General features: G+C 44.0%; 12 protein-coding genes. 3 read left to right on the top strand and 9 right to left on the bottom strand.

Going from position 1 to position 12671, the window contains the following annotated elements:
- Positions 1 to 13: 13 nt before the first annotated feature.
- The 6 genes from R7E42_RS12895 to R7E42_RS12870 form a co-directional block, all read right to left on the bottom strand.
- Positions 14 to 238, bottom strand: a complete 225-nt coding sequence (locus R7E42_RS12895; RefSeq protein ID WP_031781045.1) for a hypothetical protein — start codon at positions 236 to 238, stop codon at positions 14 to 16.
- Between the two features lie 13 nt (positions 239 to 251).
- Positions 252 to 1715, bottom strand: a complete 1464-nt coding sequence (locus R7E42_RS12890) for a type II and III secretion system protein family protein (RefSeq protein WP_318072740.1) — start codon at positions 1713 to 1715, stop codon at positions 252 to 254.
- 7 nt (positions 1716 to 1722) lie between these two features.
- Positions 1723 to 2478, bottom strand: a complete 756-nt coding sequence (cpaB, locus tag R7E42_RS12885) for a Flp pilus assembly protein CpaB (RefSeq protein WP_005386448.1) — start codon at positions 2476 to 2478, stop codon at positions 1723 to 1725.
- A 13-nt stretch (positions 2479 to 2491) separates the two neighbouring features.
- On the bottom strand, positions 2492 to 3805 hold the full coding sequence (locus R7E42_RS12880) for an AAA family ATPase (protein ID WP_165401630.1): 1314 nt from the start codon (positions 3803 to 3805) through the stop codon (positions 2492 to 2494).
- Positions 3806 to 3867: 62 nt separating this feature from the next.
- The gene (locus R7E42_RS12875; RefSeq protein WP_031781044.1) at positions 3868 to 4356 is read right to left on the bottom strand and encodes a prepilin peptidase; all 489 of its coding nucleotides are present in this window, start codon (positions 4354 to 4356) and stop codon (positions 3868 to 3870) included.
- Positions 4356 to 4529, bottom strand: coding sequence for a Flp family type IVb pilin (locus tag R7E42_RS12870; RefSeq protein ID WP_031781043.1), 174 nt, complete (start codon positions 4527 to 4529; stop codon positions 4356 to 4358). Before R7E42_RS12870 ends, R7E42_RS12875 begins: the two co-directional genes overlap by 1 nt.
- A gap of 336 nt (positions 4530 to 4865) precedes the next feature.
- Here R7E42_RS12870 and R7E42_RS12865 point away from each other — a divergent pair, with 336 nt between their 5' ends.
- Both R7E42_RS12865 and R7E42_RS12860 read left to right on the top strand, forming a co-directional pair.
- Positions 4866 to 5591 (top strand): helix-turn-helix domain-containing protein, encoded by a 726-nt coding sequence (locus R7E42_RS12865; protein ID WP_151515083.1) that lies wholly within the window; start codon positions 4866 to 4868, stop codon positions 5589 to 5591.
- 148 nt (positions 5592 to 5739) lie between these two features.
- Positions 5740 to 7431 (top strand): AMP-binding protein, encoded by a 1692-nt coding sequence (locus R7E42_RS12860; RefSeq protein WP_031779037.1) that lies wholly within the window; start codon positions 5740 to 5742, stop codon positions 7429 to 7431.
- A gap of 68 nt (positions 7432 to 7499) precedes the next feature.
- Here the strand turns inward: R7E42_RS12860 and R7E42_RS12855 are convergent, their stop codons facing one another.
- A complete protein-coding gene (locus tag R7E42_RS12855; RefSeq protein WP_224721253.1) occupies positions 7500 to 7700 on the bottom strand; it encodes a DUF1127 domain-containing protein in 201 nt (66 codons plus the stop codon).
- Positions 7701 to 7806: 106 nt separating this feature from the next.
- Between R7E42_RS12855 and R7E42_RS12850 the strand changes: the two genes are divergently transcribed.
- The gene (locus R7E42_RS12850; protein WP_017820432.1) at positions 7807 to 8754 is read left to right on the top strand and encodes a LysR substrate-binding domain-containing protein; all 948 of its coding nucleotides are present in this window, start codon (positions 7807 to 7809) and stop codon (positions 8752 to 8754) included.
- 118 nt (positions 8755 to 8872) lie between these two features.
- On the opposite strand, the gene fusA is transcribed toward R7E42_RS12850, so the two are convergent.
- Positions 8873 to 10963: an elongation factor G gene (fusA, locus tag R7E42_RS12845; RefSeq protein WP_005386444.1), complete on the bottom strand. Its 2091-nt coding sequence runs from the start codon at positions 10961 to 10963 to the stop codon at positions 8873 to 8875.
- 215 nt (positions 10964 to 11178) lie between these two features.
- On the bottom strand, positions 11179 to 12558 hold the full coding sequence (gene radA, locus R7E42_RS12840; protein WP_005386443.1) for a DNA repair protein RadA: 1380 nt from the start codon (positions 12556 to 12558) through the stop codon (positions 11179 to 11181).
- Between the last annotated feature and the right edge of the window lie 113 nt (positions 12559 to 12671).

The raw sequence follows: 12671 nt of genomic DNA, 5'->3' as shown, positions 1-12671 counted from the left end.
GTGAACGTATCACTTAATCATCTTTGGCTACCCCATTGTTGTTATATACCTCTAAGCTAACTTGTGTGCGCTCACCACTACCTTCCGGTAAGTAGCCCAAATTCTCATACCAGGCTTCTGGATTCAGAGTTTGTTCAGCGCGCAGCTGGCTAACCGAGATACCAAGCTCGGGGTCATTCGCACAGCCAAACAAGCCGAATGATGTGAAACAAATGGTCATTATCATTATGCTTTTCATCTTGTTCTCCCACTTATAGACTGTGCCCAAACTTGCCCTCAGAGCCACCTTCTGACGAACCGTATTGAATATAATTGTTGTTAGTATCTTCTTCACTAATGTCGTTTAGCTGGTACCTATCGAAATCCAACTCAGCACCTTTACCAAGCAAATAGAACTCCACATCGTTTGGAGCAACAAAACCATCTGTTGGTAGAGTGATTCGACGTCGATCAATTGGGGTTGCTAATCGAGGAGTAACCAGAATGACTAGTTCTGTTTCCCCAGAGGTAAATTCTTCACTCTTAAACAAGCGGCCTAACACAGGTAGATCACTCGCACCAGGTATACCATTCGCAACGTTACGCGCGTTTTCACTCAATAGCCCCGCAATACCAATGGTTTGACCATCTGCTAGCTCAATCGTTGTACCAGCACTTCGTTTTGTGATTGGTGGAATAAAGAAAGTGGCATTCACTTCGTTTGGATTAAACGTCAACACACCAGAATTGGAAATTTCACTCACATTGACGTTCAGTTTGAGATTGATTCTCTTATCGCTCAAAATAAACGGAACAAAGTCGAGTTGAACACCGTACTCTTTGTAGTCGATGGTAATGCCATCTTCATTTGGTACTGGAATTGGGAATTCACCACCAGCGACAAACTCGGCTTGCGTACCACTTAATGCGGTAAGGCTAGGCTCTGCCAGCACTTTCGCTACGCCATTTTGCTTCGCCACATCAAGCGCAAAGGTAAACAAGGTATTACTGTCGATAAACGATCCGAGAAAACCGAAATCTTCGACTGTTGGGACGTTCAAAATCGGTCCAATGCCATCAATACCGCCACCAGCAGTCGTACCACCCCAAGTAAAATCCCCACTTCTTTGGAAAAAGTGGAAGTTTGAGTCGAAGCGTCTTACAAGTGTGCGCTGTACTTCGGCAACGGTAACTTCTAGCGTCACCTGCTGAGCACCACCAATAGAAAGTAGATTGATGACCATACTTTCATCATCTTTAGAGCTATCATCTTCTTCATCTGCCGCTTCACCCAAAGCAAAGGTTTCAGCAATTTTGACCGCAGTGTCCATGTTTTGCTGACTGCTGACCAAGCCTCTAAGTACCACTTTTTCTTGCGCACTGTGCACTTCGATATTTTCATCCGGCAAGAACTGATAAAGCTTCGACTTAAGCGTATTTAGATCATGCGTGACTTCCACGTTAAACTGCTCAATTAACCGGCCTCTGCGATCCCACACCGACACATTCGTGGTACCTAACTTCTTACCAATAAGAAACAGCTCGTTCGATCTGAGCACTAAAATATCCAAGACTTCTGGATCCCCTAACGTCACTTTCTTTGCTTGGCCTGATATCATCAATTGAGTTGATTGGTGATGTGCAACGGTTACGACTTTTCCTGACTGCGCCGTAGCTGCGTTAACAGACAAGCTGACGAAAAGTAACTGGCTAACAAGTAATATTATTGTTTTCATAATTCACCTAATTGCTGACTCGGACACTGGATGCCTGAGATCCCTTAATAATGGTCACACTAGGTCGTGGCGTGTATTTTCTTGCTACAACAGGTTTATCCACTTCATGAGGGTTGCGCAGAGCAAGCTGTATATCGCCTTTGCTGTTCGCCGATAAGAGCTTTTCTGCCTCTTTCGGTGTTACTTCTAAAGTCACAGCGCGTACAATCACAGGTTTGTTATCATTCGTTTTGGCTGTTTGGTCCACCGCAAGAACATTGATATTTTTAAGCACTGTTTTTGTTGTGGCGTTTTTACCTTGTCCATAACTCACTGTATTCAGGACATCGACCTTGTTGCCTGGTAACAAAAAACCTGCCACACCGATAACGTCATTTACGCGAATAGTGATTGCTCGCTTGTTTTCTGGAATTAATGCAGCAAGTGTTGCGCCTTCACCAGGTAGGGCAAGGCGATGAGGGTTAACAAGTTCACCCGCGTAAATAGTATTGGCAACGATTCTTCCCAATGCCTGTTCTTTTACTTTCAATGTTTCATCATCTATCCAGTCCACTTCCATGAGCTTAGTAGACAAATGTTTCTCAGAGAGAATAGTTCCTGGTTCTAGCTCCATGGCGGCAACTAAAACGGGATGCCTTTCGACCTCTTCTAACTCGACTGTTGGTTGGTTTCTGCCATCCATCCATTGTTTAGCTATCAACACGGCAGCAAGGCCGAAAACAATGGAGAGTAGCAATAGCATGATGACTTGAGTCCGACTCATAATTTAGATCTCCCTATTCATCCACTGTGAAATACAGTCCCCAGGCACGAGTTAAAATGTCTGATGAGACGACTTTTCGTTTTCCTTCAAAAACGAGAACGTCTCTGCTAATGCCCAAAAGATCTTTAGGTAAGCATGGATAATTAGGCATTTTATTTTCACGGTGCAATTGATTTAATGTGTCAAAAAATTCAGGCGACAACGCGAGTTGCAAGTCTTTGGACAGCGATAACCAAAGCGCTTTATAGTCATCATCACCAAGTGGCTTAAACTCAATTTTGTACCCCAGACGGCGTAAAAAAGCAGGGTCAGCAATTTTGCTTGGTGCAAAATTGGATGAGAATGCCAAAGTAAGCATAAATGGCACCGTTACTTGTTGACCATTTGGCAGCGCCAGATGGTCAAATAAGTATTCCATTGGAACGATCCATCTATTTAGCAAGGCATCAACAGGCATTGACTGACGACCGAGATCATCAATCACTAAGATTCCGTTGTTAGCCATCATTTGAAGTGGCGCAATCCATACACGATTATGCTCGCTGTGGTTTACCTCAAGCATCTCCAATGTCAGCTCACCGCCCACTTGAATGTTTGGTCTTTCACAAAGAACCCAGCGTTTGTCGTAATGGGTTTCCAACTTAACGAAAACCTGAGAATGGGAGTTGTCTAAACGACGGTGATGATGCTCTGAGAACACTTTGATGATGTTGCCATCGGCATATACGGCGTAAGGAATAAACACCGAAGTGTTCATTGCATTGAGCACTCTTGATGCAACGTAACTTTTACCAGTACCCGCGTGGCCGTAAAGCAACAAAGCTCGTCCAGAGTTGATAGCAGGTCCGAGAACAGGAACTAAGTGATCCGAGCCAAAAACATCAGATAATGCACGCTCTACATCGATACGGGTAACAGGGTTTTTGCGTAGATCTTGTCCTTCAACAACGGTCCAATACTCTTCCAAAGAAACTGGAACAGGACCGATATATGGATCTTTTCTATATGCAATGTCTGCTTCCGCAAGTCCTAATTCCGTTAGACTATAACGAATGTTCGAGTACGAATGGTTTAGCTTCTCAGATGTAGGCTGATATACCTCAACCCAGCTTCGTTTCCTCAACTGCGCCAAAGCAAGTTCAACAATATTTGAAACCACACATAACCGCTGTGTTAACTCGATCAAATCACATTTCGGATAAGCTGACAGGTGTTTCAACACTAAGTTTTCAACGACTGAAGCCGGTATGCCAAGACCTTCTACCGATGAAGGTACTTTTGGTGGATTTATTTGTGGCACGAGTTTTTCCCAATACACAGAGCCCATCACACTTCCCCTCCTTGAAGTTGCTTAGCCAACTGATGCTGCATGCCATTTATTATTTTTATTTAGTGGGTATAGGAAAAATAAGCTAATCCAATTACGATTATCGGCGCGAATGGAATGACTAACGGCTTACTGGACCTAAAACCTGGTGTTACTTTTTCTAAGCAATACCCTTTAATCTGATGTGATAGAGCAACACTAGTCGATGACACATGTAGCATTAGATAAAAAATGCCGACAATGCCTCCAGCGAGTATTATCCCGGTAGACGCTTCCCCAAGGTTACTCAATCCCAACCATGCCCCTATGACGGCGAGTAACTTAACGTCTCCTCCAGCCATTACTTTGAAAAGATACAGCGCGAAACACACCGCAAACGCAACCAACCCACCATATAAATGATCCAAACCAGTTGTGGCTGGGTTGTAAATTACGTTTGCAGTTACTGCAACCAAAAGCATAAGCACCGCTTTATTCGGTATTCTGTGTTTCTGTGCGTCTGAAACTCCAATCGCAATAAGTAATGACCAAATAATTAACTCGCTAACCATTACGAAGAGCTAATACGACCAGCTACTGAAGTGAACTTGTTAGACAAGGTTGTCCAGAAGCCTGAAGTCAAGAATGCAGTAACAATTAGTGCCGCACCTAGGATGTACTCCAAAAGTGTTAGCCCCTCTTCGTCTTCCATGAAGTCCTTGATTAGATTGCGAAAGTTATCCATAAGATTATCCCCTTTATTTAACCAAATCTCGCTTGTCCATGACGCAGGTATCATATACACCCGAATCATGCTTAAACATTAGTCATCAAGAATTAGGGGGGTTAGGACTTTTTTGCCAAAGGTTAGTACTTTCTTGCCTGTCTGCGCTTCAGAGGCGAAATGTATCATAAATAAGACACATCACTGTAAGCTATGTGACACATTTCACACTTGCAGTATGACTATATAAGCCTAAGCTTAATAAACGAAAGGGTGAGGTCTGAAGCTCAAGGAATGAGGCTCGACTGACCTCAATGCATACTAACATTGGTGTAGTACGTACTGAGCAGGATTCATATGGATAAACAGACCAAAGCTTACTGGATAGGAGAGACCCTTTGCTCGCTGCCGGAACAATTTCGTTGTGAGTTTGATGGGTGCTTTGACATTATGGACTGCAGTAAAGATATCTCAGTCCTCAGCGATAAAGAACATAGCTATTTCTTTTACTACATAACCTGTGATCATCAAGAGCACTTGAAAGGTGTTATAACGCTCTGTAAAAACCTCGACAAAAAACTAATCGTCGTATCTCCAAAAGATACGGTTCCCCACTTGCCGCCCAAGCATATTTGTGCGGAATATTATAAGTTGAACGAGCTCACTCTTCCTATCTGGCTTTCACAGATAAAATTGAAATACTTTTTGCATAGTAAAGTAGACGAAGAACAAATCTCGGTAGATAAACTTTTCTCTCGAAGCGGCAAGTCAAACTTTTCAGACGTAGTCCATTACATCGCCAATAACGTTCATAAGGACCTAAGAGAAGAGGAAGCAGCCGCTCTTTGCCATTACTCGCCGAACTACTTTTCCAAAGTTTTCCACCGTAAAGTGGGTATGTGTTTTCGTGATTATGTCACGGCGAAACGCATTTCATTAGCTAAGAAAATGCTAATTGAAAATGAATCGATGAAAATTGCTTACATTGCTTATCAGTGCGGGTATCGAGACGTTTCTTACTTTTCTCGAATTTTTAAGAAAAAAACAGGTCTGTCTCCAGCAAATTATCGACAGCAGTTTTAGGCTTTATTTGTAGCAACTGTCAGGACAACTAACGCTATCTTCCCCACATATTTCATCAAAATGCATTCCCGTGTCGCGATTTAACATGCTAAAGTTAACAATGCGTTAACAATTATAAATACAATGAGAAGACATGGAGTCACTTAAAATGAATCAGCCGAATCTAAATAGCGCTGCTGGTTGCGCTCTCCCACCACCAAATGAAATGATCCTCAAATGGGCTCAAGAGCGTCCAAATGAGGTCTACCTAAAACAAATTATTAACCGACAGTTTGTTGAGTACACATTCTCTGATGTTGCAGATCAAGCCTTAAAACTTGTCAGCGCACTACGCTCGCTTGGTGTAAAGCCTGGCGACAAAGTCGCGTTAGTATCTAAAAACTGTGCAGAATGGTTTATTTGCGATCTTGCTATGATGCTTGGTGACTATGTCAGTGTGCCAATCTTTCCTACCGCCGGTGCAGACACCATCGAATACTGTGTGACTCATAGTGAAAGTAAAGCGATCATTGGCGGAAAACTCGATGATCCCAAAGCAACTCAGCAAGTCATTGATGCTATGCCTGAACTCATTAGCATCGCTCTACCTTATGACACGGCACCTAAGTGTAAGCACGAATACCAAGCGCTCATTGCTGATGCAGTGCCAAGTGAAGAGCGTCCGCAGCATTACGATGACAAGCTAATGTCGTTGGTGTATACCTCAGGCACATCAGGGTTACCGAAAGGTGCGATGCTAACTTACGGCGCATTCAGTTGGTCTGTTCAGCAACTGATCAATCATATTGGTATCCAAGAAAACGACCGATTGTTCTCTTATTTACCGCTCGCTCATATTACAGAGCGTGTTTATATCTTCGGTTCATCGATTATGGGTGGCGTGCCAACAGCATTTCCAGAGTCACTGGACACTTTTATCGAAGATGTGAAGATGCACCGACCAACTCTGTTTATCTCCGTCCCACGATTATGGACGCTATTCCAGCAACGTATTCAAGACAAACTTCCACAGAAGAAGCTCAATATTCTGTTGAAAATCCCATTCGTCAATTCTTTGATCAAGAAAAAGCTAGCAGATGGTCTAGGTTTAGATCAGGCTCGAGTATTAGGCTGTGGCTCTGCACCTGTCTCGCCAGCGTTGTTGGAATGGTACCACTCAGTGGGCCTTGATATCACAGAGGCTTGGGGGATGACGGAATCATTTGCCTACAGCACGCTCAACTACCCATTTAGAGCTGACAAAATTGGTAGTGTCGGTAATGCAGGGCCAGGCATTGAGTTAAAAATCGCAGCCGATGATGAAATCATGGTGCGTGGCAAAGGGCTATTTTCTGGCTACTACAAAAATGATATTGCCACCCAAGAGTCTTTTGATTCAGAGGGCTGGCTACACACAGGCGATATCGGCGCTATCGACTCAGATGGTTATCTAACGATTCAAGGCCGTAAAAAAGATAACTTCAAAACCGCCAAAGGTAAATTTGTCTCTCCGGTTCCTATCGAGAAAAAGCTTTTCGAGTACAGTCGCGTAGAGATGATGTGTCTCATCGGTTTAGGGCTACCCGCTCCAATTCTTTTGGTTGTGCCACATGACTTCCCTAACTTTGATCGAGAGCGATACGCACGTACCACACGTAAAGTTATTGCCAGGATGAATCAAGAACTCGCCTCTCATGAGCAAATCAAAGGTGTGTTAATGATTAAAGAACCTTGGAGTATAGAAAATGGCGTACTGACGCCAACGCTTAAAATTAAACGTCATGTGCTCGAACAAAAGTATCATGAGATAGGCCACAATTGGCCAAAAGATGAATTGGTCGTGTGGGAAGAAGACTTGTAATTTTGCTTGCACTCCTCAACACCATTGGGGAGTGCAACTTAACTTTGAGCTTGAATCAAACTCATAGACTACTCTCTCCAGAATGGCTTACTCACTTCACAACTAATCTCCCTTTCACCTAATCCAATATCGTCCCAAAGGTGCTTTGGTAACTCTCTCAAGTGACGACGTGTCTTATAGTTCCTTCTCCAAGCCGCCAGTTTAGAATAAATTAACTGTAACCCGCTCTGATGGGCAGTAGGTATAGTACGCTCACAAGTGTGTGTCATGTTTTCCATTTCAAAGTTCCCTATACAATGTTGACCACTTAATAATCAGCGACTACGCTGATATCCTCAAACGATAGAATCTGCCATAGAGTTAAGGAAAACTAATGTGAAAGATCGAATGCCTCCCTTACAGGGCTTGTATTACTTTTTCGTTGCAGCAAAGGAAGGAAGCTTTAAAACGGCAGCAAAAGAACTGTTTGTTACGCCAGCGGCCATTAGTCAGCAAATTCGTCATTTAGAAGAGTTCTTAGGCACGGACCTATTTGTTCGTCAGCACAGAAAAATCGTGCTCACACCAGAGGGAGAGCTACTGTTTAGTCAGGCAGAAAGAGGGTTTGCTCATTTGCAGCAAGGGGTTAGATTAGTCAATCAAGATCCAAACCCGAACCACCTTTCGATATCAACACTCCCCTCTTTCGCTCATCATTGGTTAGTCCCGAAAATTACGGCTTTTCGCCAGCGTCACCCTGATATCGCCTTGCTATTAGAACCAACCAATGATTTGGTGTCTTTTCAAGATAGTCAGATAGATTTATGTGTTCGTTACGGTTTAGGAAAATATCCCAATTTAGAATCACAATGGCTGATGGACGAAGCTTTTTATCCTGCTTGTCATCCGGTGTACCAGAAAGAGCACGGGATCTATAACATCGAGGATTTAAGCAAAGCTGAGCTGATTGAAGATGTTTGGCCTGATCTTGATTGGAATATGTGGTTAGCAACCTTGGGTCACTGCGCAGCAAAGCCTACCTTAAAATACAGTGGATCACATCTCGTGCTTGAGGCTGCACTATCACTTCAAGGCGTGGCATTAGTAAAACACAGTTTAGCCCATCAATATTTTCGTTCTGGCAAATTGGTCCGAATTGGAGATATCGCTATCAAGCCCAACTTTGCGTATTACTTGTGTGCGCCAAAAGGCTACTTAAAAAGACCTAAAGCTCAATTGTTTGCGCAATGGTTGAAGGAAGAAATAGAAATATTTGAAAAGTCAGTGGTACCAGACTTTAAGACCATTGACCTAAAAGGCAACAGTACTAGAACGGCATCATAACAATCGTCAAAACAAACGCTAAATAGGAATAAAACAAACACGCTCTGCGTATAAGACTGCTAAATACAAAAAGCCCCGCACTAAGCGGGGCTTTCAAGTTATAGAGTTAACTTAAGAATTACTTCTTAGCGTTACGCTCTTTAACGTCAGCAATTACTTGCTCTGCAACGTTTGTTGGACATGGTGCGTAGTGTGAGAACTCCATAGAGAACTGACCACGACCAGAAGTCATAGTACGTAGAGTACCGATGTAACCAAACATTTCTGATAGAGGTACATCACCCTTGATACGTACGCCAGTAGACGCTGCTTGTTGGTCTTTGATCATACCACGACGACGGTTAAGGTCACCGATTACGTCACCAACGTGATCTTCTGGAGTGAACACGTCAACTTTCATGATTGGCTCAAGAAGTTGCGCGCCAGCTTTAGGCATAGACTGACGGAATGCACCTTTCGCTGCGATTTCGTAAGCGATAGCTGAAGAGTCAACTGCGTGGAAACCACCGTCGAATAGTTCAACTTCAACGTCTAGAGTAGGGAAGCCAGCTAGAACACCGTGCTCCATCATTGACGCAAAGCCTTTCTCAACTGCAGGCCAGAATTCTTTAGGTACGTTACCACCAACAACTGTTGATTTGAACGTGAAGCCAGAGTTTGGCTCACCTGGTTTGATGCGGTAGTCGATCTTACCGAACTGACCAGAACCACCAGACTGTTTCTTGTGCGTGTAGCTATCTTCGATTGCTTGAGTGATAGTTTCACGGTAAGCAACCTGTGGAGCACCAACTTCTAGCTCAACGCCGTAAGTACGCTTAAGGATATCTACCTTGATGTCTAGGTGAAGTTCACCCATACCTTTCAGGATAGTTTCGCCTGAATCTTCATCAGTCTCAACTTGGAATGATGGATCTTCTGCAACCATTTTACCGATCGCGATACCCATCTTCTCAGAACCGCCTTTATCTTTAGGCTTAACTGCGATAGAGATTACTGGATCTGGGAAGATCATTGGCTCAAGAGTACATTCGTGCTTAGGATCACATAGAGTGTGACCAGTTTGAACGTTCTTCATACCAACTACAGCGATGATGTCACCAGCTTGTGCTGAATCGATCTCGTTACGCTCGTCCGCGTGCATCTCAACCATACGGCCGATACGCTCTGTTTTACCAGTTGCAGAGTTAAGGATTGTGTCACCTTTCTTCATCTTACCAGAGTAGATGCGGATAAAGGTTAGAGCACCGAAGCGGTCATCCATGATCTTAAATGCAAGAGCACGTAGTGGCTCGTCTGCAGATACAGTCGCAACTTCACCAGTTGGCTCACCAGTCTCTGAATCAGTTAGAGGCTGTGGATCAACTTCTGTTGGAGATGGTAGGTAATCAATTACCGCGTCAAGAATAAGTTGGATACCTTTGTTCTTGTACGCTGAACCACAGTAAGTTGGGAAGAATGCTAGATCACGAGTACCTTTACGGATACAACGTTTGATGTCTTCTAGAGATGGCTCTTCGCCTTCTTCTAGGTAAGCCATCATTAGATCTTCGTCTTGCTCTAGAGCAGTTTCGATTAGCATTTCACGGTATTCAGCAGCTTTCTCTACCATGTCTGCTGGAATATCTTGAACTTCGTAGTTCTCTGGTTGGCCAGACTCATCCCATACGTAAGCTTGTTGGCTTAGTACGTCTACAACACCTACGAAATCTTCTTCGATACCGATAGGTAGAGTCATAACTAGAGGTGTAGCACCTAGTACGTTCTGTACTTGATCTACAACTTTGTAGAAATCTGCGCCCATACGGTCTAGTTTGTTAACGAAGATCAGACGTGATACGTGTGATTCGTCAGCGTAACGCCAGTTAGTTTCTGACTGAGGCTCAACACCACCAGAACCACAGAATACACCGATACCACCGTCAAGTACTTTTAGAGAACGGTAAACTTCGATAGTGAAGTCAACGTGTCCAGGAGTATCGATGATGTTTAGACGGTGATCGTTCCAGAAACAAGTTGTTGCTGCAGACTGGATTGTGATACCACGCTCAGCTTCCTGCTCCATGAAGTCAGTAGTAGTTGAACCGTCGTGAGTGTCACCGATCTTATGGATCTTACCAGTTAGCTTTAGGATACGCTCTGTAGAGGTAGTTTTACCCGCGTCTACGTGAGCAAAAATACCAATGTTTCTGTATTTTGATAAATCAGTCATTGTCTTACTCTGTTAATAAGGTATAAAGTGCGCGCAGAGTATATCACATTCTGTCAATACTGATACCCTTGCGTGCGGATGGAAGAAAAAAAATTTTAACGTGAAATTTCCGTCCCCAAAGCATAGTCAAACACAGCAATTTATGTACTTTATTCGCATTTTATTGAGGACGAATAGAACAGTTTGTGATTGCACAAATACCATTCTTATGAGCATTACAGCTCGTCAAAAGCCTCTATAGCTTCCGACAATTTCTTAACGCCGTGAATTTGCATGCCAGGGATGCCACCTTTCGGCATGTTGGCTGCTGGCACGATGGCTTTCTTGAAACCATGTTTGAACGCTTCATTCAAACGCTCTTGCCCACTTGGCACTGGACGGATTTCGCCCGCAAGCCCTACCTCACCAAAAATCACCACATCTTTAGGGAGTGGACGGTCACGAAAACTCGATAAAAGCGCCATAACTAAAGCAAGATCAGCGCTCGTCTCCGTCACCTTAACACCGCCAACCACATTAACAAAGACATCTTGGTCTGCCATTTGTAAGCCACCATGCTTATGCAACACAGCGAGCAAAAGTGATAGGCGGTTCTGCTCCAAGCCGACCGCAACACGACGAGGGTTGGCTAACTGCGAGTAATCCACCAGCGCTTGAATCTCTACTAGCAGAGGGCGCGTGCCTTCCCAAACCACCATGACGGAAGAGCCTGATGTTTCTTCTTCACCACGAGAAAGGAAGATCGCTGATGGGTTACTCACTTCTTTCAATCCTTGGCCTGTCATTGCAAAGACACCAAGCTCATTCACAGCGCCAAAACGGTTTTTATGACTACGCAAAGTGCGGAATCGGCTATCCGTTCCACCATCGAGTAGTACCGAACAGTCGATAATGTGTTCAAGAACTTTGGGGCCCGCAAGGGTACCATCTTTTGTTACGTGACCAACAATAAATACCGCAACATTATTCTGTTTTGCGTATCGTGTCAGAGCCGTCGCAGATTCACGTACCTGAGCAACACTGCCAGGCGACGATTGAACATCAGAAACGTGCATCACCTGAATCGAGTCTATTACCATTATACGAGGCTGCTCTTTTTCGGCGATTTGGCAAATTTTGTCGACGTTCGTTTCCGATAGCATTTTTAAATGATCTTTCGGCAAGCCCAATCGGGAAGCACGCATTGCCACCTGCTGTAATGACTCTTCACCGGTTACGTAAAGCGTTGGCATTTGCGCAGATAAACTACACATGGTTTGCAACAGAAGGGTTGATTTACCTGCACCAGGGTTACCACCAATCAAAATTGCGGCACCTGGCACAACCCCACCACCCAACACGCGGTCAAGCTCTTTAAACCCACTGGTGAAGCGAGGTACTTCTTGCAGATCAATTTCGGATAGCGTTTGAACCGTAGCTTCTGTTGCGGAACCAGCGTAGCCGCTTAAGCGTTCATTGCGAGCAACGGTTGGCGATGCAGCGATACGTACTTCTGTTATCGTATTCCATGCACCACATGCGTTACACTGCCCCTGCCAACGGGGAAAGTCCGCGCCACAATCATTACAAACATACGCTCGTTTTGCTTTCGCCATGATGCCTCAATTTTTTCTACAAATGTGACTAAGCACAGCCAAGTCAGACCTGAACTGAAATGAACTATTGATATACTTAAGTATTACTTCGCTTAGCCGATACAATTTAAAGT

It is taken from the genome of Vibrio sp. Vb1337, from assembly GCF_033338715.1.
GTDB lineage: Bacteria > Pseudomonadota > Gammaproteobacteria > Enterobacterales > Vibrionaceae > Vibrio > Vibrio alginolyticus.
This window is presented reverse-complemented; position numbering and strand designations above follow the sequence as displayed.

Bases quoted from the DNA above. Each gene is read 5' to 3' on its own strand.
- R7E42_RS12880 (WP_165401630.1), bottom strand. From the start codon at position 3,805: ATGGGCTCTGTGTATTGGGAAAAACTCGTGCCACAAATAAATCCACCA.
- R7E42_RS12895 (WP_031781045.1), bottom strand. From the start codon at position 238: ATGAAAAGCATAATGATAATGACCATTTGTTTCACATCATTCGGCTTG.
- fusA (WP_005386444.1), bottom strand. From the start codon at position 10,963: ATGACTGATTTATCAAAATACAGAAACATTGGTATTTTTGCTCACGTA.
- R7E42_RS12855 (WP_224721253.1), bottom strand. From the start codon at position 7,700: ATGACACACACTTGTGAGCGTACTATACCTACTGCCCATCAGAGCGGG.
- radA (WP_005386443.1), bottom strand. From the start codon at position 12,558: ATGGCGAAAGCAAAACGAGCGTATGTTTGTAATGATTGTGGCGCGGAC.
- R7E42_RS12875 (WP_031781044.1), bottom strand. From the start codon at position 4,356: ATGGTTAGCGAGTTAATTATTTGGTCATTACTTATTGCGATTGGAGTT.
- R7E42_RS12860 (WP_031779037.1), top strand. From the start codon at position 5,740: ATGAATCAGCCGAATCTAAATAGCGCTGCTGGTTGCGCTCTCCCACCA.
- R7E42_RS12870 (WP_031781043.1), bottom strand. From the start codon at position 4,529: ATGGATAACTTTCGCAATCTAATCAAGGACTTCATGGAAGACGAAGAG.
- R7E42_RS12890 (WP_318072740.1), bottom strand. From the start codon at position 1,715: ATGAAAACAATAATATTACTTGTTAGCCAGTTACTTTTCGTCAGCTTG.
- R7E42_RS12865 (WP_151515083.1), top strand. From the start codon at position 4,866: ATGGATAAACAGACCAAAGCTTACTGGATAGGAGAGACCCTTTGCTCG.
- cpaB (WP_005386448.1), bottom strand. From the start codon at position 2,478: ATGAGTCGGACTCAAGTCATCATGCTATTGCTACTCTCCATTGTTTTC.